Origin of the sequence: Mesorhizobium sp. CAU 1732, assembly GCF_039888675.1 — a bacterium.
In the GTDB taxonomy this organism is placed as follows: Bacteria; Pseudomonadota; Alphaproteobacteria; order Rhizobiales; family Rhizobiaceae; genus Aerobium.
Window position 1 is genome coordinate 371058 of record NZ_JBDQQR010000002.1, and the last position, 23164, is coordinate 394221.

Genomic DNA, 23164 nt, shown 5'->3' on the forward strand with positions numbered 1-23164 from the left:
GCGCGCAGGCACATGGAGCCCCGAGAACCGCCATCAGCGCCGCGCCCCAAGCCTGCCGCGCGACGACAGGACGATCATGCCCGCGAAGAGGATCGTTATCCCGAGCAGCATCTTCAACTGCGCGGCGGTGGCCGTCTGCGGCAGGGACACGCCGGGCTGCGGCACTCTTGCCGCGTCGGAAGCGAGCATCCGGGTGTCGCCTTCGTCCGTCCTATCGCGCAGGTGGGCACGGTGCTTCGCGGCTTCGCCGAAGACCTTGTCGAAGTCCCAGCCCGCAGGCAGGTTCAACGGCAGGTCCGACCTCTTGAGGGACACGCCTTGCGGACGGCTGGGCGTCGCGTCCACCGCGACGAGGCTGGTCAGGCGGGTGACAAGGCCATGCTCCAGCGCCAGGTCGAGGATGCGCCCGTCCGCCTCCGATGACGTGATCTCGCCAACCGCGCTTGCCACTTCCGCGTCGGTGATCCTGCGGTTTGCCCAAGACTTCGAGATGCCTTCGCCTTTCGCCGCATTTTCGAGAGGCAACGTCACTGTCCAGGGCCGGTCGCCTATCATGCCGTCGAGCGTCAGCATGCCGGAAAGCGAGCCAAGCCTCGCTGCCAGAACGACGGGCTCGCCCCGATAGAGATCCGGCAGCATAGAGGGCGTGACGTCGGCCTGGGTGTCGGAGAAGGATGCGCGCAGATTCGTGACGACGGGGCTTTCCAGTCTGTCGAAGAGGATGCGCATGCGCGCCTCGACCTGCTCCTCCGAGCCGATATGGGTGACGGTGCCGCGCCCCAGTTCCGCCGCGCGGCTCATGAGGTGGCTGTTCGGCGCGGAGCCGATGCCGACCATGAAGATGCGCGAGCGTCCGAGCCGTGCTCCGATCGTGTCGAACAACTGCCGCTCATTGCCGATCGCGCCATCGGTCAGGAATACGATTTGGCGGACATGGCCGGTCTCGTCGGCCCGGGGATCGGCAAGCGCCGCCTCCAGCGGAGCCAGCATCTCGGTTCCGCCATCGGCGTCGAGCCAGCGCACGAAGCGTCGCGCCGCCGCTACATTTTGCTGGTCGGCATCCACCGTGGCAGGGTGGAGCATCTCCATCGAATGGTCGAAGCGGATGATGTTGAAGCGGTCGGCCGGCTTCAATCGCCCGAGAGCGTAGTCGAGGCTCGCCTTGGCCTGCTCAATCGACGTGCCGGCCATCGAGCCTGACGTGTCGATAACGAAGACGATCTCGCGCGGCCGCTCAAGGACCGTCTCGTCGAGCAAGGGCGGAGTGACGTGGGCGAGAACGTAGTCGTGCCCGCCGACCGTCTCGCGGAAGAGGCCGACATCCGGCGCGTCGCCTTTCGCGGCCTGCCATGTCAGTTCGAAATCGCGGTCGGCCGGAACCGGTCCATCGAGCCTGATCGTGCGCGCCGCTTCGTCGAGTTCGTCGATCGTGACCGCGTGATGCGCGCTTTCCACCGTGCCGAGCGGGAAACCCGCCTGAAGATGGACGGCGATCGTTACCGGATTGACGGGGTCCGCCGCGCGTGGATCGAGTACAGGCGGGCTGATGCGGTCGCGATCGGGCACTGGATCGGTCACGGCGTTGCCCCAACCGGCCCCGGCCTCGAAATCGGCCGTCTGGGTCACCGGGGCAGGATTGTAGCGCGGCGCGACGACGAGCGGGATGCGCAGCGAGAACGCGTCGTTTGAGCGATGCACCGGCTGCTGATACTCGATCTGCACGATCACGCTTTCACCCGGACCGATATTCGCGACAGCGTTGGTGAAGATGTTCGGCCGCTCCTGCTCGGTCAGGGCTGCCTTTTGGCCTCGCGCCCTGGCTTCCTCGTAGATCGCGCGTGCCTCCTGCCGTTCCTTGATCTCGCCGACGATGACGCGATCGCCGACGATCATCTTCAACCCGTACACCGCGCCGTCTTCCGGCAACGGGTAGACGTAGATGGCCTCGACCCAGCCATCGGTCGGGTTGTGGAACATCTGGGTGACGCGGGCGCGGGCGGTCGGCCCGCTGACGATGACGTCGATATCCGTTCCAAGGCGTGGTGCCTCGACATGGCGCCCGGCTTCCCCGGTGCGCAGGAGGAGCGCCCCCGACCTCATCTCGCCGGGCGTGACGAACCCCGCCTGCTGGCCTTGTGCCTGCGCTGCCTGGCGCGGCAGCATCAGCGTCATGCAAGCCGCGAGCACCAGAACCGTGACATGAAGCAGAATGCCGATACGCCGGCGCAAATCCGGCGAAGCCGCTACGAAACGGGCAAGGGTGGTCGGTGGAATTGGGTACATCGAGAGTTCGCTCCTAATGATCGAGAAACTGCTTTTCTGATCGGCCGGCCGGAGCGCGCGGGCCAGCGTAAGGTTCCGCAATGTTCCGGTGCGGATGTCATCGCGCGTCTTGTCGAATGCAGGGGTGTGTGGATATGTGAAGGAATGTACGCACTTCCGGCATGTCATCAGTCCGGGAACGGGGGACATACGCATGCCAGAACAGGACGGCGATCTCTCCGAGAGCCAGAACCGGGCCATCTCCATTCTCATTCGCGAGGAGATCGCCAGACGCCGCATCTCGCGTCAGCATCTTGCCGATCTGGCGCGCATAAGCCTCTCGACGCTCGAAAAGGCGCTGTCGGGTCATCGCCCGTTTACGTTCGCGACCACGATCCGCCTCGAGGAAGCGCTTGGAATGCGATTGCGCGAAAATCGAGCGGCGGCGCCATCTCCGGGCGAGAACGCCCCGGACGAGCAGGGCGCGTATTCGCGCGCATCGGTGTCGTGGATCGAGGGTGACTATGTGACCCTGCGCCCCTCCTTCGGCGAGAGCGGGACGATCTTCGCCTATCTCACGCGGATCGCCTGGGACGAGGCAAGCTCATACCTCGCATTCCGCGAAGGTGAGCGGCTGGACGCAGCCTTCACCCAGGCCGGCGCGGTATCGATCCCGAACATGTCGGGGCATGTCTATCTCACGACGAACAAATCCGGCCAGCATCGGCTGATCGTCGTGTCGCGCCCGACCATAAGCGGCGAGATGTACGGCATCATCACGACCCTGCTCGCCGGGCGCGGCGCACTGTTAACGCCGGTATCGGCCCCGATCGCCCTGGTGCCCGTCTCAAAACTCGAACGGATCGAGTTCGGTCGGATAAGCCCGGACACCCCTTGCCACGAAGCCTACGCGGCGCATCTGCGGCGCACCGTTGAAGAGCCGTTCGCAATCCTGCTGAAAGACGGGTGAGGAGCGTGTCCGCCAGAAGCGCCGCACCGCCGGTCCATCCTAAGCGGCGAAGGTTATCTGCTCCTGGGAGGAATTGATGACCTCGAGATTGTCGATGAGACGGGTATCGCCGAGCCAGGCCGCGACGAGCAGGCGCGCGGGCCGATCCAGCCCGCCGAGTGGCGCGAGGTCGTCCGCAGCCCGCAATTCCAGATACTCGACGCTGTCGAAGCCCGCCGCCAGGATGGCGGCCTTCGCTTCGTCGAGCGTAGCCGTCACGGGCGCGTGGTTCGCGAGACGGCGCGCCGTCGCAACCAGCACGTCCGCGAGCCTCGGCGCGATGACGCGCTCTGAGGGCGACAGCCGCACATTGCGCGACGAAAGCGCCAGCCCGTCCGCCTCGCGCACGGTCGGGCAGGCGACGATCTCGACGGACAAGTCGAGATCGCACGCCATGCGCCGGACCACCTGGAGCTGCTGGAAATCCTTCTCGCCGAAGAAGGCCATGTCCGCGCCTGTCTGGAGGAACAGCTTGGCGACGACGGTCGAGACCCCGTCGAAGTGACCCGGCCGGAACGCGCCGCATAGCCCATCGCTGACTCCGGTCACGGATACGGTCGTGGCGAAGCCCTGCGGGTAGATCTGCTCCGCGTCCGGCACGTAGAGCATATGCGCACCGAGCGGAGCGAGCTTCGCCGCATCGTCGTCCTCGGTGCGGGGATAAGCGGCGAGGTCCGCCGCGCTGTTGAACTGTTTTGGGTTGACGAACAAGGTGACGATGACCCGGTCGGCGCGGCCAAGTGCTGTACGCACGAGGCTCAGATGGCCCTCATGCAGAGCGCCCATGGTCGGCACCACTGCTATGGTGGCGCCTTCGCGCCGCCAGCCGGCGACCGTGGAGCGAAGCCCGGCCAGGGTGCGGACGATAGGAACGCTCATGCCGCGCCTCCCCTGGCGACCGCCTTGGGCATATCGCCGAACACATGCTCGGCAGCGGGAAACCGACGAGCGCGCACATCGGCCGCATAGGCAGCGATCGCCTTGGCCGCCTCCGCGCCCAGTTCCGCGTAGCGCCGGACGAACTTGGGGCGGAAATCGGTGAAAGCGCCGAGCATATCGTCCACGACGAGGATCTGGCCGTCACACGCCTGCGACGCACCGATGCCGATCGTCGGCGCTGCAATCTCGCCGGTAATCCGGCGGGCCAGCGGCTCCGGCACCTTTTCCAGCACCACGGCGAAAGCGCCGGCCTCCGCTACGGCAGCCGCATCGCGCGCAACGCGCTCGCTGTCCTCGCCGCGTCCTTGCACGGCATAGCCGCCGAAGGCGTTGACGGCCTGCGGGGTGAGGCCGACATGCCCCATGACCGGCACGCCACGCGTCGCGAGGAAACGAATAGTCCCGGCCATCGGCTCGCCGCCTTCGAGCTTGACCGCAGCGCAGCCGGTCTCTGCCATGAGGCGGGCGGCGTTGCGGAACGCCTGTTCCCGGCTTTCCTCGTAGGAGCCGAACGGCATGTCGACGACCATGAGCGCGCGCTCGAGCCCGCGCCTCACCGCCTGGCCGTGCATGATCATCATGTCGAGCGTGACGCCGAGCGTGGATGGCAGGCCGTGCAGAACCATGCCGACGCTGTCGCCGACAAGCACCACGTCGCAATGCGCATCGACCAGCTTCGCCATCGGTGTCGTGTAGGCGGTCAGGCAGACCAGCGGCGTTCCGCCCTTGGACTTAGCCACCTGCGGCGGTGTCAACGCCGGATTCTTCCCGGTTACGCTCACCTGCGATCCTCCCTCAAGCGCGCCTGCTGCATCTTTATGTGGCATACTTTCTTCGCAAATGCGAACCGCAAGTGTGCATCTGCGAACAAGCCACGCCTCCGGCGGCGTCGCGCGCTTTCATCGGTCATCGGGATCACTTCTCGTGCCATCGCCGCCACCGCAGGGGGAGACAGCAAGGCCAGGCCTATCCCGGCCCAGGCATCAGTCCCGCAGCAGGCGGACCTTGTGGTTCGGCCCGATATCCACGAGCTCCGACGCCTCAGGCGGCGAGAACACGTTCGGCGCCATGCTGCCATCGGAGCCGAAACGCCAGCCCGGCGGGGCGGCCGGCCGGGTCACCTCGGTCGCCTTGCGGGCGAGTCCAAGAGCGGCATCCGGATCGGGAATCGCGTCGATCAGGCGCCTTGTATAGGGGTGTTGCGGATTCTCGAATATCTCCTTCCAGCCGCCCTGTTCGACGATCTGGCTGAAGAACATCACCAACACCCGGTCGCTCATGTGCTCGACCACCGACAGATCGTGCGAGATCATCACATAGGACAGGCCGAACTCGTCCTGCAAATCCAGGAGCAGGTTGATGATCTGCGCCCGGATCGACACGTCCAGCGCGGAAACGGGCTCGTCCAGCACCACGATCTCTGGTTCGAGGATCAGCGCCCGGGCAATGCCGATCCGCTGCCGCTGCCCCCCTGAAAATTCATGCGGATACCGCCCGCCCTGCTCGGCGGTCAGGCCAACGCTCCTGAGCATGGCGGCGATGCGGTCGGCGGCTTCGGAACCGGTTATCCCGTGCAGTTTGAGGGGCTGGGTCAGCGACGCGTTCACCGTCTGACGCGGGTTGAGGCTGGCATAGGGGTCCTGGAAGACCATTTGCGCGGCTTTGGCGCGGGCCATGCGGCTCGGCGCGCCCGGACCCGCGATCGGCCTGCCCTTGAAGCGGATCGCGCCTTCGGTGGGCTCCTGAAGACCCATGATGGACAGCGCCGTGGTGGACTTGCCGCAGCCGGATTCACCCACGATGGACAGGCACTCGCCCTTGGCGAGCGAGAAGCTTACGTCGGTCACCGCATAAAGCGTCCGCTTTCCCGAGCCCAATATGCCGCCTCCCGAGATCGGAAAGCGGACGTGGAGGTTGTCGACCTCGAGGATTGGCGCGCTCACACCGGCGCTCCTTCCCCGCGCGGGCTGATGAAGCGCGTCTGTGTCAGCGTCGACCGGTCGGCGACGATGCTGTCGATATCCACCAGCCGATGCCTTCCATGGGTCGAGCGGCTGCCGAGGCGCGGCAGCGCTCCCAAGAGTCCGCGCGTGTATTCGTGCTGCGGATTGGAGAACAGCGCCTCGGTCCAGTTCTCCTCGACCAGCGCCCCGGAATACATCACGCCCACGCGCTGGCAGGTCGATGCGATGACGCCGAGATCGTGGCTGATGAACAGCACCGCAGTGCCGCGTTCGGTACAAAGCTCCTTGATCAACCGCAGCACCTCGGCCTGAACCGTCACGTCGAGCGCGGTGGTCGGCTCGTCCGCGATCAGCAGGTCAGGATCGCAGGCCATTGCCATGGCGATCATCACGCGCTGGCGCAGCCCGCCCGACATCTGGTGCGGATAGTTTTTAGCCCGCCGGTCGGGATTGGGCACGCGCACATTCGCCAGCGCCTCGATCGCCAGTTTCTCGCCTTCCGCCCACGACTTGCCCTGATGCAGGTAGAACATCTCGGCGATCTGCCGTCCTACAGTCACCAGTGGGTTGAGCGCCGTCATCGGCTCCTGGAAGATCATCGCGATGCGGTCGCCGCGCAGCTTGCGCATGTGCCGCTTCGAAAGCTTCAGCAAATCGTTTCCCTGGAACAGGATTTCCCCCGCGGTCGCGCGCAAGGGCTTTTTCAGCAGGCCCATGGTGGCCAGCGAAGTCACAGACTTGCCCGAGCCCGACTCGCCCACGAGCCCGAACGCCTCGCCGGGCATGATCTGGAACGAAACCCCTTGCAGGATCGGGAATGACTTGCCGCCTCCCAGGGGCAGGCCGACGTGAAGGTCTTTCACCTCGAGAAGCGGAGCACTCATACCTTGCGCGTCCTCATATGGGGGTCGAGACTGTCCCGCAGGCCGTCGCCCAGAAGGTTGAACCCCAGCACGGACAGGAAGATGGCCAGGCCGGGGAAGATGGCGACCCAGGGAGCGAGCTGGATCATTTCGCGCGCATCGGTCAGCATCGAACCCCAGGACGGGAACGGCGGCTGGATGCCGAGGCCGAGAAAGCTGAGCGCCGCCTCCGACAGCACCGCCCCGCCCATGCCGAGCGTCGCCATGACGAGGATCGGGCCCATCATGTTGGGCAATATCTGGGTGAACATGATGCGCAAATCGGAATAGCCGAGCGACTGCGCGGCCAGCACATAGCCCTGAGACTTGAGCGAGAGCGTGGATGACCGGGCGATGCGGCAGGTCCAGCTCCAGTTGGTCAGGCCGAGCGCGATCAGCAGCGACACGAGGCCGGGACCGAGAACGGCCATCACCGCCAGTGCGAAGATCAGCGAGGGGATGGCAAGCATGACGTTGGTCAGGCCGTTCACGAGGTCGTCCCACCAGCCGCCCCAATAGCCGGCCGTCATGCCGAGCGTCACGCCGATGAGCGAATTGATGACCTGCGAGACGATCCCGACAGTCAGCGAGATTTGGGCGCCGTAGAGAATGCGGGAATAGACGTCCCTGCCCTGGCTGTCGGTGCCGAACCAGAACTCGCCATCCGGCGGCAGTTCCGCGTTCATCAGGTTCGCGCCCAGGACCGGGTCGAAGGGGGCCAGCCAAGGGGCAAGGATACCGGCAAGGACGACCAGAACGGTCAGAAAGCCGCCGAAAACGAGGTTGAAGCCAAGACGCATCGCCGCTCACTCCTGCTTGATGCGCGGATCGATGGCTGCATAGAGCAGATCGACGACGGTGTTGATGACGAGGAACCACAAAACGATGACGAGGATCGTGCCCTGGACCACGGGTATGTCGCGGATCGCCACGCTGTCGACCAGCAGCGATCCGATGCCGGGCCAGGCGAACAGCTTTTCGATGACCACGGCCTGACCGATCAGCGAACCGAATTGCAGGCCGACGGTGGTCACGATCAGCACCAGCGCGTTGCGGGCGACATGACGGCGCACGACGGCCCCCTCGCTCATGCCCTTGGAATGGGCGGTGCGGATGAAGTCCGAATTCATCACGTCCAGAACGCCGGCGCGGGTGGTGCGCGCCAAAAGAGCCAGCGGCGTCACGCCGAGAGTCACGGCGGGCAGGATCAGGTTGCGGAACGACCCGCCGCCGTAACCGAAGCTCGGCAGCCAGTTCAGGTGCAGCGCAAACAACAGCATCATCAGCAGGCCCAGCCAGAACTGCGGCAGGGACAGGCCCGAGACGGCGCCGATCATCGTGACGGTGTCGAGGATCGAGCCGGGACGCAGGGCGGCCATGAAGCCGAGCGGCACGCCGATCGCGATGGCGAAGACCATGGCGGCGGCGGCCAGTTCCAATGACGCCCAGATGCGCTCGTTGATCATCTGGATCACCGGCAGACGGGTGCGGAAGGATGTGCCGAGATCGAACCGCGCAAGGTCCCACAGATAGGTGAAGAACCGCTCGTGCAACGGCTTGTCGAGGCCGAATTCGGCTGTCAGCCGGGCGATGAGTTGCGGATCGGCACTGGTGCGGCCGTCCGAGAAGAGGCTGGCGGCGAAGCTGCCGGGAACGACACTGAAGATCACGAAGATCAGCAGGGCGACGACGATCACTGTCGGGATGATCTGGAGAATGCGTCGAAGCGCAAAACGTAGCATGGACGGGTCCCGGTTCAGGCCGCTTGGGGTGTTGGAGGCGGCGACTATCCCGCGAACGGATCCGAGGGCAGTCCACGAGGGGAACGTCCCCTCGTGGATGGTGGCGTCAGCCTACTTGCGGTTGGCCGGGGCCGTGTCGTCGATCCAGATATCGTCATAGGGCTGGAGCGCGAGTTCGGTCGCGTTCGGAACCAGCCCGTGAACCCAGGGCTGATAGGCCATGACCGCCTTGTTGTAGTTGAAGAACCAGACAGGGGCCTCTTCCTGGATGAAGTTGTTGGCCTGCTTCAGCAGTTCCAGTTGCTTCGCCGGATCGCGCTCGGCGCGGGCCGCCTCGTAGATCTTGTCGTATTCAGGATTCGAGTAGGCGGTATAGTTGCAGGCCGATTGCGGGGTCTGCGACCAGAAGCAGCGCATCACCGTCAGCGGATCCGGCCCGGTCAGGTTCGACCAGATATAGGCCTGGAAGTTGTCCGCGGAGACGGTCGAGGCGAGTGCCGCCGATTCGACAGGACGCGGCCTCACGGTGATGCCGACCTGTGCCAGCATCGGCAGGATGGCCTCGACGATCGGCACGCCCCAGCTTTCGTTCGGCGTTGCGGTCACTTCGAACTCGAAGCCGTCCTCGTAGCCGGCTTCCTTCAGCAATTCCTTCGCCTTTTCGGGATCGTAGGGATAGGGCTCGGCATCGGCGTCGAAGGCGGGCAACCCGACCGGCAGCCAGCTTACGGCGCGCACGGCCTTGCCCTTGACCAGCCGTTCGATGATCAGGTCCGTGTTGATCGCGTAGTTGATGGCCTGGCGGACGCGCTTGTCCTTGAACGCCTCGACCTGGGTCTGGCTGAAACCGATGTTGCGGGTAAAGGTTTCCGCCACCTCGAGCAGGTTGTCCTTGAGCGCGGGATCGGCCTGATAGGCGGAATACTGCACCGGTCCCAGGATCGAGACATCGACCTCCTGGTTGCGGAAGGCCACGTCGCGCGCCGAGCCTTCGGACATGACGATGATGTTGACCCTGTCGAGATAGGGCCTGCCTTCCTCGTAATAATCGTCGAAGCGCTCGACCACGATCTGCGAGCCGGGAATATGCTCCTTGAAGACGAAGGCGCCCAGACCGACCGGGTTGATCGCCTGCTGTTCCAGCGGCACGTCCGCCGGATAGATCGCCGTGGTCGGCTCCATGAGGTTGAAGCCCGGATTTCCGGCGGTGGTCAGGGTGATTTCCAGCGTGTGATCGTCGATCTTCTTCAGGCCTTCGATCTCGGTGGCCGCGCCCGAGCCGAATTCCGGCACGCCCTTGATGATGTTGATGTAGCTGGCACCCGACAGCGCGTTCGCGGCGGTCGCCAGGCGCTCGAAGCTGAAGATGAAGTCATCCGCGGTCAGCGGCGTGCCGTTGTGGAAGACCGCGTTCTTCTTCAGGTGGTAGGTATAGGTGGTGCCGTCGTCGGACGTGTCGACCGAATCCGCCAACTCCAGCACCGGGGTGTTGGCGTGAGAATCCCACGAATACAGGCTGCGATGGATCGCGAAGGCGAGGAACTGCTCCTGGATGCTCGGGCTGGCCTGAGTGTCCAGCGTCGCGAAGGCCGAGCCATAGGGCGCCGTGAAGTTGAAAGTGCCACCATAGCGCGGCTCTTGCGCAAAAGTCATCGTCGCCATGCCGACGCTCAGCAACGCAGCGAGTGAAAGTCTCTTCAGCATTTCGTCTCTCCTCTGGTGGCGCGCTGGTTCTTTATGCTCCGGCGCAATTATTGTTGTTGGTCGTTGTCTCCTCCGGGAACGGCCATTGCATTCAGGCCGTCCTGTTGTTCATCGTGCATCATGGACGACGCGACCCGCAAGCAGGGTCAGCATGCAGCGCGTCTCGTCCCGAAGGGTTTCGGGGGTGGCTTCCAGCAGGTTCTCGCTGAAAACCGCGATATCGGCCCATTGTCCCGGCACCAGCCGGCCTTTGACGTCTTCGGCCTTTTGCGAATAGGCCCCGTGCTCGGTGAAGGCCTGCAAGGCCTCCTCACGGCTCAGACACTCGGATTCGAGCAGGACGGTGCCCTTGCCGCTTCGCCGCGTGATCATCGTATAGAGGTTGGGGAAAGGGTTGGGCGAGCAGACCGGTGAATCGGAACCGGTCGAGGGCCGCAGGCCCATGCGCATCCAGGTGCCGATCGGATAGGACCCCGCACCCCGCTCCTCGCCAAGGACCGAGACGTAGCTGTCGCCGAAATCATACAGGAAGGCCTGTTGCGGCGCCGGCACTATGCCTGCGGCCTTCATCCGCCGGTTCTGCGCATCGCTTGGATAGCCGCAATGCTCGACACGATGCCTGCGCTCCGGGTCGGGCGAGGCCGCAAGCGTCTTCTCGTAGGCGGTGATGATCTGCTCGATGGCCCCGTCGCCGATGGCGTGGCAGGCCAGCGCATAACCTTTGTCGTGATAGTCCTGCACCAGGGCGAAGACCTGCTCGTCAGGCAGCATCTGGACGCCGAAATTCTCCGGCTCATCCCTGTAGGGCTTGGTCATCCAGGCGGTGCGGCCTCCAGCCGAACCATCGAGGAAGATTTTGACCGCGCCGACGCGCAGCATGTCGTCCCCCGCGCCTGAGACCAGACCCATCTTCCAGCAGTCCTCGACGATCGACTTGCCCGGATCGCCAAGCAGCGTCAGCCAGACGCGCACCGGCAGACGCCCCGCCAGCTTCGCGAGCTCATAGGCGCGGATCTCCGACAGGCCGGAGACCTGCCCGACAGCCGCATCCATCGTGCTGGTGATGCCGAAGGAGAGCAAGCGCCGACCGCCGAGTTCGATCGCGTCGATCAGCCGTTCTTCCGACACCTCCGGGATGGCTGCGCTGACGAGGCCGATGGCGTTCTCGGCCAAGAGGCCGTTCAGCCGGTTTCCCGACATGCCGAGGACGCCGCCATCGGGTGTAGGCGTGGATTCCGACACGCCGGCGAGGTCCAGCGCCTTCGAATTCGCGATCGCGATATGGCCGCAGGCACGAGTCACCAGAACGGGATGATCGGGAGCGGCGCGGTCCAAATCCTCGCGGGTCGGGTGCACGCCGGTGTCCAGCTTGACCTGATCGTAACCCCGCGCCAGCACCCAACCGCCCTTCGCGGTCTGGGCAGCGCGCGCGGCAATCGCCTCGCCCATCGAAGCCAGCGTCGGCACGGCGGCCGGGGTGACGTCCACCATCCCCATCACCAGTCCGGTCGAGATCAGGTGCAGGTGGTTATCGATCAGGCCGGGACACGCAAAGCGGCCCTGCAAGTCGATCATTTCGGTCTCCGGCCCCTTGAGAGCCAGGATGTCGGCATCCGAACCCGTGGCCAGAACCTTGCCCTGCCAGACCGCGACGGCCTGACATCGGCCGTCATCGCGGCCGCGCCAGATTTGGCCGTTGTGAAGGATCAGATCAGCAAGGATACGATTGGACAAGGAAACCCCCGGAACTGGACGCTTGCAGCGTCGGACCACAGTCGGGGATTGCGGTGACGGACTCCCGATGCATGGCGGACCGGCTTGCGAAACTGCAAGCCCAGACGGCCAGTTGGGCCGCTGCGTGGTCGATGGCTCCGCAGCACGGTATCGCTCGACACCGGCTGGATTTCCCCGCACCCTGGGCAATCCGCCCCATGCATTCCCCTTTTCACGTTCTCGCAGGGCGTCTTCCTGCGCCCTTTCGTTGCGTCAACAGTGGAACCCCGGACTGGCGCTTGGCAAATTCGCTTTTGGCAAATGGTTATGCAAAATATGCATAATCGGGAACGTGCAGCCTTGCCGTTCCCAGCAAGCAGAATTGTTCGTCCGATCAGAACGGAGCGTTGCTTTGGAGATCAAGTGGCTCGAAGATTTTGTGGCCCTTGCCGAGGCCTCGAGTTTTTCCCGCGCTGCGGAATTGCGCAACGTCACCCAGTCGGCCTTCAGCCGGCGGATCAAACAGCTTGAAACCTGGCTGGGTGCCACCTTGATCAGCCGGGCCACCATGCCCGCCGAATTGACCGCGGCGGGGCGCAACTTCCTGCCCGTGGCGCAGGAAACCATCCGCACCTTCCACACCATACGCGAAACGCTCCACCCCGGCACGGAGACGCGCCTCGTCCGCATCGCCGCCCTGCACACGCTTACATTGACCTTCTTTCCCGAATGGCTCCGACGGCTGGAAGCGGTGGCAGGCCCTTTCGGCACGGCGTTCATTCCAGACCGCGGCGGCATCGAAGCCAATGTCGAGGCGATGGTCATGGACGAGGCGGATCTGTTCCTGACCTACGCCCATCCCGAGGTGCCCTTTCACCTCGACCACGACAGGTTCGAATATTTGATCATCGGCACCGACCGCCTGATCCCGGTAGCCGCACCACAAGTGCGCATCTCAGGCGCGCTTCATCCCGGCGCGGGCATCCTGGACCGGGCGGTCTCCGGCGATTTGGTCGTGCCCTGCCTCTCCTACGGCCCTTCGTCCTTCTTCGGGGTGGCGCTGGGGCAGCTTCTGGCCAAACGCCCATCATTTGGCCGACGGACGGTGCACGAGAACACCATCAGCGCCGGCCTGAAGACCGTCGCCGTCACCGGATCCGGCCTGTGCTGGCTGCCCGAAAGCCTCGTCGCCGACGAATTGGCCGATGGCAGGCTGGTCATCGCCAGCGCCTCGCGGAACTGGCTGATGGACCTGGAAATCCGGCTCTACCGTCACGCGGCCAACCGGGTGAAGCCGGTCGAAACGATGTGGGATGCCGCCGCGCAGATCCGGGCGTGCCTCACCCCTTGATGAACCGCAGGGCACGCAGGATTTCGAAGAACTCCGCCGCCTCGAAGGCCACCGCCCGCGGGCCATGCGCGCTGGCCCCCGGATACCAGCGCGATTGATAGGCGTTGACCGGATTCACGAACTCGACCACCACCTCCCAGGGGCCATCGGTGGCGGGAATGCCGCCCGCGTCGGTCTTCAGCGCGGCCTCGACCCCTTCGCGGATCAGGCGGCAGGATCGTGTCGGCGCGATCGAATTCGAAGCGGGACCGGCGCCGAACAGCGTTTCCACCGTTCCCATGCCGGGGATCATCGTCCGCGCGTCGCCGCAGATGCCGGCATCTCCCGCCAGAAACACCGAGGGCACACCGTAAAGTGCGGCGCAGAGCGCATTGACCGTGAACTCGGACGCCACCTCGCCATTCAGCAGCAGGCGCGAGATCTTGAGGTTCGAGGTATGGGCGAGAGGATTGTCCTCGGTCCCGGCCTTGGAATGGTAGCCGGTGTAGATGGCGGCGGCGAAGCTGTCGTCCAGCCCGAACATCATTGCGTCCGGATGCCCCGACCAGTTGCGCACGATCCGGACATAGTCCGGCAGCCGTTCGACGAGCAGGTTGCGGCCGCTGTCATGCGCGTCCTTGACGACGACCTCGGTCGCGCCGGCAGCACGCGCGCCTTCGCAGGCGGCAAGCACCTCGGCGGTCATCAGGGCGCGGTATTCCGTCCAGTCGGCATGGCCGTGGATCGTCTCGTCCCAATGGTTGATGCCGGCGGTGCCTTCGATGTCGGCGGAAATGAAGATCTTCATCGTAGGGGGTTCTCCTTGAGCCAATCGGCCAGCGCCGGATAGAGCCGGCCAGTGCGACTTCGGGTAGCGGGCGCCTCGCATAGCGCGTTCAGGACAGCCTCCTGCGTGGCCTCGGCAACCGCACGAAACGCCAGATCGATCTTGCCGTCATCCAGCCGCCGCAGCGGCGCGAAGGCTGATTTCGGGTCATGCTCGACCGGATCGGCGGTGGTGAAGCAGATCGCCAGATCGCCGCTGCCATTACCCCAGAACGCGCCAAGCCGCGCCAGCCCGGCCCCGGCCCGACGCGCCACGCGCTGCAATTGCCGGTCACCGAGCGGCAGGTCCGTGGCCAGAACGACGATCACCGAGCCTTTTTCCGCCTCGGCATCCGCACCGGGAACGGGGCGGCGGCCATCCGGCAGGACCAGTTGCCCCGCCGACCCGAAATTCGCCAGAACCAGCGCCCCAAGCGTGAAGTCCTCGGCCCCGATGCGCATCAGCCGCGACGACGTGCCGATCCCGGCCTTGAAACCGAATGCGGTCATGCCCGTTCCCGCGCCGACCGCACCTTGCGCGAAGCGGCCGGGCCTCGCGGCATCCAGCGCAGCACCCGCATCCTCGGGTGTGACGGCCATGGCCTGAATGTCGTTGATTCCGCCGTCATTGCATTCGCAGACCAGGGCGTTGACGGTCGCCGTCCTGCGCCCGATCGCGGGATTGGCCGCAATCGCTCTGCGGATCAGCTCCTGCGTGCAGGAGGCGACGCCGAAGGTATTCGTCAGCAGGATCGGCGTTTCGAGCGTACCGAGCTCGGCAACCTGCATCAGCCCTGCCGACTTGCCGAAACCGTTGATGACGTCGACAGCCGCCCGCGGCTTGAGCCGAAACGGATCGCCCCCATGCGGCAGGATCGCGGTAACCCCCGTCGCCAATCCGTCACCCGACAGAGTGCGATGGCCGACCGACACGCCGGCAACATCGGTGATCGCGTTGAGTGGGCCGACGGCCAAGCCTCCGATCATCAGTCCCAGCTCGCGTGCGGTCGCCATCCCGTCCCGTTCCTTGTCCCTGCGGGCGCATCATGCCAGCCTGAAATTACAGCCGCTACCGGCAATGCGTCATCGGTCCAGACAACACCCGTCGCCGGATCGCGCCGTCTGGGTCTCTGGAGCAATCATATCTGAAGCGTGAAGAGTGCTTTTGACTATGCTGATGCCGACGACGCCTGAAACGATCCTGTGAAGAGGCCCTCAACATATGGCTGCACGCGTATTGATTGCCGAGTTCATGCACGAAACGAATACGTTCAGCGTTCAGAAGACGGACCGAACCAGTTTTGAGACGTGCTCTCTTTGTCTTGAGAATGAAATCAACGCCGCCTTCCAGGGCACCCATACTTTCATGGGCGCCGGCTACGAGGCAGCCGAACGGTTCGGCTGGACGATCGCTGCGCCTCTCGTCGCCGGAGCCAATCCGGCGGGGCGGGTCACGGACGCATGCTTCGAGGAGTTCGCGGCGATCCTTCTTGCGGCGGCCGGTGAGGTGGACGGCATCCTGCTGCATCTTCATGGTGCCATGTCCACGCAGAGCCATGACGATGGCGAGGGCGAACTGCTCGCGCGCATCCGGGCGGCTGTCGGGTCGGCGATTCCCGTTGTCGTGGTGCTCGATCTCCACGCCACCGTGACGCAGCGCATGGCCGACAATTCCAGCGCCCTGATCTCCTATCGCACCTACCCGCATATCGACCAGTATGAGCGCGGGCATCAGGCGGCGGCGCTGCTGGACCGCACTTTGCGGGGCGCGGTCCGACCCAAGGTCGCCATAGCCCGTCGCCCCATCCTCTACGCCATGGATGGCGGACGCACGACGTCGAAGCCGATGGTGGAGCTGCTGAAACGAGCAGACGCGCTTGAGGCGTCCGGCGAGGCGCTCGTCGTCAGTATCCAGGCCGGCTTCTCGTCGGCCGACATCCATGACATCGGCCCTTCCATCGCCGTCACCGCCGAAGATGAAACCAGGGCGCAGGCGATCGCGGAAGAGCTGATGGACTATGTCTGGCAGGAACGCCATTGGTCCACGATCTCCTTCACGCCGCTGGACGAGGCGATCGCCGAGGCGGTCTTGCCGTCACCCGACGGCAGGCCGCTCGTCATTTCGGACTATTCCGACAATCCCGGCTCAGGCGCCTATGGCGACGCAACGACCCTGCTCCGCGCGATCCTTGCAGCCAAGCTCACCAATGTCGGCTTCTACGCCATCTGCGATCCCGAAGCGGCCTTGCAGGCGCAGGAAGCCGGGGTGGGCAACATGGTGCGCCTGAAACTGGGCGGCAAGGTCGATCCCACCATCGGCGGTGCACCTCTGGAGGTCACGGCGGAAGTCGTCACCCTCTCAAACGGCCGTTTCATCGCCTACGGCCCCATGGGCGGCGGGGCATGGCGCAACCACGGCCTCTCCGCGCTCCTGCGGGTCGACGGTGTCGAGATCGTGGTGATCACGAACAACGGCCAGGCAACGGATCTGGCGCAATTCACGTCCCTCGGCGTGGATCCGCAGCGCAAATCCACGCTGGTCGTCAAGTCGATGCAGCATTTCCGAGCCGCCTTCGAACCGATCGCCCGCAAGGTGATCGAGGTCGATACGGGCGCGCTTTCGACCAAGAACTTCCTTGTCCGGCCCTACAAAAACATACGTCGGCCAATCTGGCCGCTGGATGACATTTGATCGAAGCGCCGTCCGCGTTCGGGACGAAAGGACGTCAGCCTTCGCCGACCACTGCCTCGGCTTCGATCTCGACCTTGTAGTCGCCGATGAGCGCGTCGACGGCCAGCAGCGTATTGGCGGGACGGACATCGCCGAAGAAGCGGCCATGGGCGCGGGAGACGGCCTCCCAGTCCTGCACGTCGGCAAGATAGACGCGCGTGCGCACGACATCGTCCATCGTGCCGCCGAGCGCGCGGATCGATGCCGCGATCTTGTCGAGGCAATAGGTTGCCTGCGCGCCCGCATCGCCCGGCGCCACCACCCGGTCGGCGCCATGGGTCGCGGTCGTTCCCGACACCAGAATGCGATCGCCGGTCCTCACCGCGCGCGAATAGCCGGCAAGCGGCTCCCAGACACTGCCTGAGGACACACGCATACGGCCGGGCTTGCCCGCGAGGGGTTCGGCCGCATAGACGCTCGGAATGCTGTCGAGGTGATGCGACAGGTCGCCCGATGCGGTGAGAAACGGCGCCCGGCGATACTCGTCGCCGCAATCGCCGGAGATCGGGCGAGTGCCCGCAAATGCACCCTCTAGCAGCGCGTGGTCCTGCGCATCGAGCGCGAAGGAAAACAGCCGCGCATTGTCGGCGCGATGCTCGTTCTCGCCCAGCCGCGCCCCGATGATCACGCCTGCGACGCTGGCATGATCCAGCACCCAGCGCGTGGCGACGTTGGATACCGAGACGCCGTGCCTGTCGGCGATCGCGGACGCGGCGCGCAAAATGGCCTGATACGCGTCCCACCCGCCGGCCGCCTCGATGAAGCGACGATATTTCATCCCGGACCAGTCGCCGATTTCGGCCGGTTCAGGCTGGCCGAGCCAGCGTGACGACAGGAAGCCGCCGCACAGGGTACCGTAGGCGAAGAGCCTGACGCCGGTGCGCGCGCACAAATCCGACAGCGCGCCGGCCGCGCGCCGGTCGATCAGCGAGAACGACACCTGGTTGGAGACGATCGGAATGCCCTCGGCAAGCGCGACAGCGAGATGGGCGGCATCGAAATTCGTGAGCCCGATCTCGCCGATCAGCCCTTCCGCGCGCAGCTTCGTCATCTCGTGCAGCGCGTCGAGCCAGGCGGGATGCTCGAACGTCCACCAGTGGAACTGAAGGAGGTCGATCTTCGCCACGCCAAGCCGGTCGAGCCTGTCCTGCACGCCGCGGCGCACGACGTCCGGTGTCATGGGACCCGGCTCGGGGCACCATTTGGTAAAGGCGAGTGGACGCTGCGAACCGGTATGCCGCTTCAGAACCGCGCCGGCGATCAGCTCCGCGCTGCCATAATGATCGGCCATGTCGAAGGTCGTGAAGCCGTCGGTGACATAGGCTTCGAGATGGTCCGCCGCCCGTTCGACATCCAGCGGACCACCGTCCTTCTCGATGTCGGCAACCTGCCACAGCCCGGTGAGGACGCGCGAGATTTCAAGGCCTGGCGCGAGGCGAAGACGGTCGGGAATCATGGCGAAGCCTCGGTTCGTTTGCGGCCCAGCGCATGGCGGGACAAGGTCCTCACCTCGCGCAGGATGCCTTGCGGACGCAGAAGAAGGATGGCGCAGAGGGCCACGCCGATCACGACGAGGCGCAGCGATGCGGCGCGCGCCTGCGACCCGGCCGGGAACGTCGCCTCGATGAGCTGGCCGGACAGCGCCCACAGCGCCCAGACGAGCACCGCGCCAAGGATCGCGCCGCGATTGTTGCCCGAGCCGCCGACGATCAGCATCGCCCAGACCTGGAAGGTGATCATCGGCAGGTAGTTTTCAGGCGCGATGAAGCCGATGAAATGGGCCTGCACCGCGCCGGCCAGCCCCATGATGGCACCGCCCAGCGTGAAGGCCTGTATTCGCAGCCATTTCGGGCTCTTGCCGAGCGCCTGCGCGGCGATCTCGTCCTCACGCACGGCACGCAGGACGCGGCCCCACGGGCTGCGGACCAGACGTTCCAGCACCAGATAGGTGACGAGCACGACGAGCGCCACGATCGCCAGGTTGGCGAGCCCGAAGGCCAGCGCATTGCCCGCCAATCCCGCAAAGGGACGCGGTATGAAGGTGATGCCGAATGGTCCGCCGGTCAGCCCGACCAAATTGAGCGCGGCAAGCTGCACCGTCACCGAAACACCGAAGGTCGTGATGGCCAGATAATCGGCGCGCAGGCGAATCGTCAGCCAGCCGATGAAGAAGGCGAGCAATGCAGCCACCGCCATCCCGCCGGCCCAGCCGACGACGATGGGCAGGCCGAAGCCGCCGATGCGGTCGGCAGTGTCGGGCGTCGTCAGGATCGCGGATGCGTAGGCGCCCACGGCGACGAAGGCGGCGATGCCGACATTAAACAGCCCGGTCTGGCCCCACTGGACGTTCAGGCCCAGGCAGATGATGGCGTAGGTGAGCGCGATCGTCAGGAAAAATGCGCCGTAGGCCAGAAGCTCCGGGCTCATGCCTGCCTCCCGAACAGGCCGGTCGGACGGACCAGCAGGATAGCGACGAGGATGACGAAGGCGACGCCGGCCCGCCATTGCGCGCCCACGAACTGCACTGCAAGCGCCTCGCCGAAGCCGACGATCAACCCACCGACGATCGCGCCGGGCACCGAACCGATGCCGCCGAGAATCGCAGCCGCGAAGAGCGGGAGCAGGATGTCGAAGCCCATATAGGGGCGGATCTGGACGAGCAGCCCGGCAATGACACCGGCCGCGCAGGCAAGCGACGCACCGAGGATCCAGACGGTTCGGATCACACGGTCGACATCGACGCCGAACAGCCCCGACAGGCTCGGGTTCTCGCTGACGGCGCGCATCGCGCGGCCGGTCGGCGTCCGCGTCAGCAGCACATGCACTGCGACCACGAGCACGCATGTCAGGCCGAGCGCGAAAAGCTGGTCCGGCGTCGCGCGGATACCACCGCCCAGCGGCATGGCGATCTGAAGCTCGCGCGTGAAGTAGCCCGGACGCGACGTGTAGATGAATTCAAGCAGGCTGCGCAGCGCCATCGATGCGCCGAAGCTTGCCATCACGACGATGATCATCGCCGACTGGCGCTTGCGGAATATGCGAAACAGCACCGCGTCGGCGAGAAGCGCGAGCAGGGCCGTCAGCCCCATGGCGAGCACGGTCGCGATCACGAGGCCCCAACCGAACGAGAACGGACCGAGCGGCGAGCCTGCACCAGCCACCACCGCGCCGATCAGAGCCGAGAGCGACATGGCGAAATAGGCGCCCCATGCGATCAGTTCGCCATGGGCGAAATTGGGAAAGCGCAGGATCGAATAGACCAATGTCAGTCCGATCGCGCCGAGCCCGATCATCGAACCGGCGATCAGCCCGTCCATCAGGATTTGCAGGTTCATGACGCGGCCCTTTCCCTGGCGTGATCGAGTCCCAGGAAAAGGGCGCCTAGATCGGGATGGTCAGATAGGGCCTGCGCCGGAGCATCGAAACGAAGCCGGCCGTCGACCAGCACCACGCCGCGCTCGACGATCCTCAGGGCGGCGCGTACATTCTGTTCGACAAGGAGAATGGTCACGCCGCTCTCGCTGATCCGCTTCAGCGTCTCGAAGACGTCTGACACGAGTTTGGGCGAAAGACCGGCGGAGGGCTCGTCGAGCACCAGAACCGACGGTTCGAGCAGGAGCGCGCGCGCGACCGCCAGCATCTGGCGCTGCCCGCCCGACAGACTGCCGGCGCTGCGGCCCGTCTCCCGCGCGAGATCGGGAAACATGTCGAACATGCGCGCGATGGCGGCTGCCTGGCCGCCCTTGGCGAGCGGCGCCGCGGCAAGCTGCAGATTCTCGCGGATCGACAGCGTGGTGAAGATGTTCTCCGTCTGCGGGACGAATGCCATACCGCGCTTCAGGATCGCGTGCGGCTTCAGCCCGACGATCGATGCACCGTCGAGTTCCGCCGTGCCGCCGAAGATCGGCACCACACCGGCCAGCGCCTTGACGAACGTCGATTTGCCGGCGCCGTTCGGCCCGAAGATCGCAACGAACTCGCCCTTCGTCAGCGAGAAATCGATGCCCTTGACGATCGGTAGGTCGCGCTCGTAGCCGGCGACGAGACCGGTCGTGGCAATGACCGCGCTCATGCCGGTTCGCCCAGATAGGCGCCGGCCACCTCTTCGTCGCGGGCGATGTCGGCCGGCGTTCCCTCGGCGAGTCGCCTTCCCTGCGCCATCACGACCACCCGACCGCACAATCGCTGGATCATTTCCATGTTGTGCTCGATCAGCAGGATCGTCATGCCTGCCGCGTTGATTTCTGCGATGCGGTCGATGATCAGATCGAGCAAGGCGGGATTGACGCCGGCGGCGGGCTCGTCGAGCAGGATGACCTTCGGGTCCGTGATCATCACGCGGGCGAGTTCGAGCAGCTTGCGCTGGCCGCCCGACAGGATGCGCGCCGGCTCGTTCTCCAGATCGGACAACGACAAAAAGTCGAGGATCGAGCGCGCCTTGTCGACAGAACGGCGCTCTTCCTCCGCCACCTTGCGGAAGGCGAAGATGTTCGCCAGCATGCTCTCGCCGGTCTGGTTCTGGACGGCTGTCAGGACGTTTTCCAGCACCGTCATTTCGCCGAAAGGCCGTGGAATCTGGAACGTCCGGCCCAGCCCGACGCGCAGGCGCTTTTCGGGGCCGAGATGGGTGAGATCGGCGGCGCCAAGCCTGATCGTGCCCGCATCGGGCCTGACCGACCCAGTGATCAAACCGAAAAGCGTCGTCTTTCCAGCGCCGTTTGGACCGATCAGGCCGACGAGCTCACCGGGACGAAGCGCGATCGACATGTCGACGACGGCGCGCAGGCCGGCGAAACTTTTTGAAAGCCCCTGCGCCTCGAGAAGTGTCGCCTGTCCGGCGGTATCTTCGCTCATTGTCGATCCGGCCCGCGCCCCATGCCTTGCATCACCTGGTCACCATTTGATTTGTGATCACACTTTACATGATCACACAAGAGGCCTAGCGTAAACCGTCTTCAAGGAGCCGGATGTGCGCACAGCAAAGGATGGCACGGGATTGCAGAGCACGCTCGGCGTGCTTGGTCCGGTCGCGCGCCATACCGTGCAGGACCAGGTCTATGGCGAACTGCGCCGCTCTCTCATCCAGGGCCTGTTCGATGCCGGCGAAGTCCTGCGCATCCGCGATCTCGCGCAACGGATGTCGATCAGCACCATGCCCGTTCGCGAGGCGCTGGCGCGGTTAATCTCCGAAAAGGCGCTTGAGCCTCTCCCCAATCGTTCCGTGCGGGTGCCGCTGATCCGGCGCGAGACGCTGGAGGATTTGGCCCGCGCCCGCGCGCTCATCGAAGGGCGCCTCACCGAAATGGCCCTGCCCCGGCTTGGCGCCGAGGATCGCGACGCGCTGTGGCGCGACACCGACGCCTATGACAATTTGACCGGCGGACGCATCGAGACCGCCCACGAAGCGGCCGATCTCAACCACGCCTTTCATTTCCGTATCTATCGCGCTGCCGGTTCGGCAGTGCTGATCCCGATCGTCGAGAGCCTGTGGATGCAGTCCGGGCCCTACATCCGCAAGGCAGCCGAGCTGTTCGATCATGGCAGCGACGCGCCGGCGACCAATCACCATCACCGGCTGCTTGAAGCGATCGAGGCCGGCGACGTTGCCGCCGGGCGCGCGGCGCTCGTTGCCGATATCGACCGGGCCTTCGATCTTCTGCGCCGCCGCCACACATTCGACAGGGAAGCCGCATGAGCGCCGACGACCACTTCGAGTTGCACGATCTGCGCGTCGAGATCGTCGCTCCGGAAGGCGCGAAGATTTACTGCGGCAAGCCCGGCGATCATTTCGAATTGCGCGGCGAGATGCTGCATCTGCCGGAAGGCCAGGGCTTCTCGATCTACTCGCTCGCAGCCGTGCTGCCGCTCCTGCCCGCCAAGCAGCGCGTCACGCATCAGAACGACTGGATGAGCACCGACGCCGAAGTCGCCTGCCCCGACCCGAACTGCCCGTCGCGGCTGCGGATCACGCGACTCGGGAAGCGCTCGTTCAGCCACGCCGACACGACGGCCGTGCCGCTGCCGCCAAAATCCAGGGACTGAC

21 protein-coding genes are annotated in these 23164 nt (G+C 65.2%); 5 read left to right on the forward strand and 16 right to left on the reverse strand.

The window, feature by feature from the left end:
* Positions 1-33: 33 nt before the first annotated feature.
* Positions 34-2283 carry a marine proteobacterial sortase target protein gene (locus AAFN55_RS19520; protein WP_347800641.1) on the reverse strand — a complete coding sequence of 750 codons (2250 nt, stop codon included), beginning with the start codon at positions 2281-2283 and terminating at the stop codon, positions 34-36.
* Positions 2284-2476: 193 nt separating this feature from the next.
* On the opposite strand from AAFN55_RS19520, the gene AAFN55_RS19525 reads away from it, so the two are divergent.
* Entirely contained in the window at positions 2477-3232 is a 756-nt protein-coding gene (locus tag AAFN55_RS19525) for a helix-turn-helix transcriptional regulator (RefSeq protein WP_347800642.1), read from the forward strand.
* Between the two features lie 39 nt (positions 3233-3271).
* Here the strand turns inward: AAFN55_RS19525 and panC are convergent, their stop codons facing one another.
* From panC to AAFN55_RS19565, 8 genes are all read right to left on the reverse strand, one after another.
* A complete protein-coding gene (gene panC, locus AAFN55_RS19530) occupies positions 3272-4150 on the reverse strand; it encodes a pantoate--beta-alanine ligase (protein WP_347800643.1) in 879 nt (292 codons plus the stop codon).
* Positions 4147-4992, reverse strand: a complete 846-nt coding sequence (gene panB, locus AAFN55_RS19535) for a 3-methyl-2-oxobutanoate hydroxymethyltransferase (protein ID WP_347800644.1) — start codon at positions 4990-4992, stop codon at positions 4147-4149. The genes panC and panB overlap by 4 nt, the downstream gene beginning before the upstream one ends.
* A gap of 201 nt (positions 4993-5193) precedes the next feature.
* Positions 5194-6153 (reverse strand): ATP-binding cassette domain-containing protein, encoded by a 960-nt coding sequence (locus AAFN55_RS19540; RefSeq protein ID WP_347800645.1) that lies wholly within the window; start codon positions 6151-6153, stop codon positions 5194-5196.
* Positions 6150-7058 (reverse strand): ABC transporter ATP-binding protein, encoded by a 909-nt coding sequence (locus AAFN55_RS19545; RefSeq protein WP_347800646.1) that lies wholly within the window; start codon positions 7056-7058, stop codon positions 6150-6152. Before AAFN55_RS19545 ends, AAFN55_RS19540 begins: the two co-directional genes overlap by 4 nt.
* Positions 7055-7876 carry an ABC transporter permease gene (locus tag AAFN55_RS19550; protein WP_347800647.1) on the reverse strand — a complete coding sequence of 274 codons (822 nt, stop codon included), beginning with the start codon at positions 7874-7876 and terminating at the stop codon, positions 7055-7057. The genes AAFN55_RS19545 and AAFN55_RS19550 overlap by 4 nt, the downstream gene beginning before the upstream one ends.
* A 6-nt stretch (positions 7877-7882) precedes the next feature.
* Positions 7883-8818, reverse strand: a complete 936-nt coding sequence (locus AAFN55_RS19555) for an ABC transporter permease (RefSeq protein ID WP_347800648.1) — start codon at positions 8816-8818, stop codon at positions 7883-7885.
* A gap of 111 nt (positions 8819-8929) precedes the next feature.
* On the reverse strand, positions 8930-10522 hold the full coding sequence (locus AAFN55_RS19560) for an ABC transporter substrate-binding protein (protein ID WP_347800649.1): 1593 nt from the start codon (positions 10520-10522) through the stop codon (positions 8930-8932).
* Positions 10523-10630: 108 nt separating this feature from the next.
* A complete protein-coding gene (locus tag AAFN55_RS19565) occupies positions 10631-12256 on the reverse strand; it encodes an amidohydrolase (protein ID WP_347800650.1) in 1626 nt (541 codons plus the stop codon).
* Between the two features lie 391 nt (positions 12257-12647).
* Here AAFN55_RS19565 and AAFN55_RS19570 point away from each other — a divergent pair, with 391 nt between their 5' ends.
* A complete protein-coding gene (locus tag AAFN55_RS19570) occupies positions 12648-13586 on the forward strand; it encodes a LysR family transcriptional regulator (RefSeq protein ID WP_347801048.1) in 939 nt (312 codons plus the stop codon).
* Here the strand turns inward: AAFN55_RS19570 and AAFN55_RS19575 are convergent.
* Complete coding sequence (locus AAFN55_RS19575) at positions 13576-14373, reverse strand: M55 family metallopeptidase (protein ID WP_347800651.1); 798 nt, start codon at positions 14371-14373, stop codon at positions 13576-13578. The two genes, AAFN55_RS19570 and AAFN55_RS19575, sit on opposite strands and share 11 nt — an antisense overlap.
* The gene (locus AAFN55_RS19580) at positions 14370-15404 is read right to left on the reverse strand and encodes a P1 family peptidase (protein WP_347800652.1); all 1035 of its coding nucleotides are present in this window, start codon (positions 15402-15404) and stop codon (positions 14370-14372) included. The genes AAFN55_RS19575 and AAFN55_RS19580 overlap by 4 nt, the downstream gene beginning before the upstream one ends.
* 208 nt (positions 15405-15612) lie before the next feature.
* Between AAFN55_RS19580 and AAFN55_RS19585 the strand changes: the two genes are divergently transcribed.
* Entirely contained in the window at positions 15613-17082 is a 1470-nt protein-coding gene (locus AAFN55_RS19585) for a M81 family metallopeptidase (RefSeq protein WP_347800653.1), read from the forward strand.
* A 34-nt stretch (positions 17083-17116) separates the two neighbouring features.
* Here the strand turns inward: AAFN55_RS19585 and AAFN55_RS19590 are convergent, their stop codons facing one another.
* From AAFN55_RS19590 to AAFN55_RS19610, 5 genes are read right to left on the reverse strand one after another with little or no spacing between them, the layout of a single operon-like run.
* Positions 17117-18577 (reverse strand): aldo/keto reductase, encoded by a 1461-nt coding sequence (locus AAFN55_RS19590; RefSeq protein ID WP_347800654.1) that lies wholly within the window; start codon positions 18575-18577, stop codon positions 17117-17119.
* Positions 18574-19548: a branched-chain amino acid ABC transporter permease gene (locus AAFN55_RS19595; RefSeq protein WP_347800655.1), complete on the reverse strand. Its 975-nt coding sequence runs from the start codon at positions 19546-19548 to the stop codon at positions 18574-18576. The genes AAFN55_RS19590 and AAFN55_RS19595 overlap by 4 nt, the downstream gene beginning before the upstream one ends.
* Positions 19545-20456 carry a branched-chain amino acid ABC transporter permease gene (locus AAFN55_RS19600; protein ID WP_347800656.1) on the reverse strand — a complete coding sequence of 304 codons (912 nt, stop codon included), beginning with the start codon at positions 20454-20456 and terminating at the stop codon, positions 19545-19547. The genes AAFN55_RS19595 and AAFN55_RS19600 overlap by 4 nt, the downstream gene beginning before the upstream one ends.
* A complete protein-coding gene (locus tag AAFN55_RS19605) occupies positions 20453-21193 on the reverse strand; it encodes an ABC transporter ATP-binding protein (RefSeq protein ID WP_347800657.1) in 741 nt (246 codons plus the stop codon). Before AAFN55_RS19605 ends, AAFN55_RS19600 begins: the two co-directional genes overlap by 4 nt.
* Positions 21190-21975, reverse strand: a complete 786-nt coding sequence (locus AAFN55_RS19610) for an ABC transporter ATP-binding protein (RefSeq protein WP_347800658.1) — start codon at positions 21973-21975, stop codon at positions 21190-21192. The genes AAFN55_RS19605 and AAFN55_RS19610 overlap by 4 nt, the downstream gene beginning before the upstream one ends.
* A 115-nt stretch (positions 21976-22090) precedes the next feature.
* On the opposite strand from AAFN55_RS19610, the gene AAFN55_RS19615 reads away from it, so the two are divergent.
* Together AAFN55_RS19615 and AAFN55_RS19620 are read left to right on the forward strand one after the other, a co-directional pair.
* Positions 22091-22816 carry a GntR family transcriptional regulator gene (locus tag AAFN55_RS19615; RefSeq protein WP_347800659.1) on the forward strand — a complete coding sequence of 242 codons (726 nt, stop codon included), beginning with the start codon at positions 22091-22093 and terminating at the stop codon, positions 22814-22816.
* The gene (locus tag AAFN55_RS19620) at positions 22813-23163 is read left to right on the forward strand and encodes a TIGR04076 family protein (RefSeq protein WP_347800660.1); all 351 of its coding nucleotides are present in this window, start codon (positions 22813-22815) and stop codon (positions 23161-23163) included. Before AAFN55_RS19615 ends, AAFN55_RS19620 begins: the two co-directional genes overlap by 4 nt.
* Position 23164: the final 1 nt, after the last annotated feature.

Excerpts from the sequence above, each read along its gene's own strand:
- AAFN55_RS19520 (WP_347800641.1), bottom strand. The coding sequence starts at position 2,283 with ATGTACCCAATTCCACCGACCACCCTTGCCCGTTTCGTAGCGGCTTCG.
- AAFN55_RS19525 (WP_347800642.1), top strand. The coding sequence starts at position 2,477 with ATGCCAGAACAGGACGGCGATCTCTCCGAGAGCCAGAACCGGGCCATC.
- panC (WP_347800643.1), bottom strand. The coding sequence starts at position 4,150 with ATGAGCGTTCCTATCGTCCGCACCCTGGCCGGGCTTCGCTCCACGGTC.
- AAFN55_RS19545 (WP_347800646.1), bottom strand. The coding sequence starts at position 7,058 with ATGAGTGCTCCGCTTCTCGAGGTGAAAGACCTTCACGTCGGCCTGCCC.
- AAFN55_RS19550 (WP_347800647.1), bottom strand. The coding sequence starts at position 7,876 with ATGCGTCTTGGCTTCAACCTCGTTTTCGGCGGCTTTCTGACCGTTCTG.
- AAFN55_RS19555 (WP_347800648.1), bottom strand. The coding sequence starts at position 8,818 with ATGCTACGTTTTGCGCTTCGACGCATTCTCCAGATCATCCCGACAGTG.
- AAFN55_RS19560 (WP_347800649.1), bottom strand. The coding sequence starts at position 10,522 with ATGCTGAAGAGACTTTCACTCGCTGCGTTGCTGAGCGTCGGCATGGCG.
- AAFN55_RS19575 (WP_347800651.1), bottom strand. The coding sequence starts at position 14,373 with ATGAAGATCTTCATTTCCGCCGACATCGAAGGCACCGCCGGCATCAAC.
- AAFN55_RS19580 (WP_347800652.1), bottom strand. The coding sequence starts at position 15,404 with ATGGCGACCGCACGCGAGCTGGGACTGATGATCGGAGGCTTGGCCGTC.
- AAFN55_RS19585 (WP_347800653.1), top strand. The coding sequence starts at position 15,613 with ATGGCTGCACGCGTATTGATTGCCGAGTTCATGCACGAAACGAATACG.
- AAFN55_RS19590 (WP_347800654.1), bottom strand. The coding sequence starts at position 18,577 with ATGATTCCCGACCGTCTTCGCCTCGCGCCAGGCCTTGAAATCTCGCGC.
- AAFN55_RS19595 (WP_347800655.1), bottom strand. The coding sequence starts at position 19,548 with ATGAGCCCGGAGCTTCTGGCCTACGGCGCATTTTTCCTGACGATCGCG.
- AAFN55_RS19600 (WP_347800656.1), bottom strand. The coding sequence starts at position 20,456 with ATGAACCTGCAAATCCTGATGGACGGGCTGATCGCCGGTTCGATGATC.
- AAFN55_RS19605 (WP_347800657.1), bottom strand. The coding sequence starts at position 21,193 with ATGAGCGCGGTCATTGCCACGACCGGTCTCGTCGCCGGCTACGAGCGC.
- AAFN55_RS19610 (WP_347800658.1), bottom strand. The coding sequence starts at position 21,975 with ATGAGCGAAGATACCGCCGGACAGGCGACACTTCTCGAGGCGCAGGGG.
- AAFN55_RS19620 (WP_347800660.1), top strand. The coding sequence starts at position 22,813 with ATGAGCGCCGACGACCACTTCGAGTTGCACGATCTGCGCGTCGAGATC.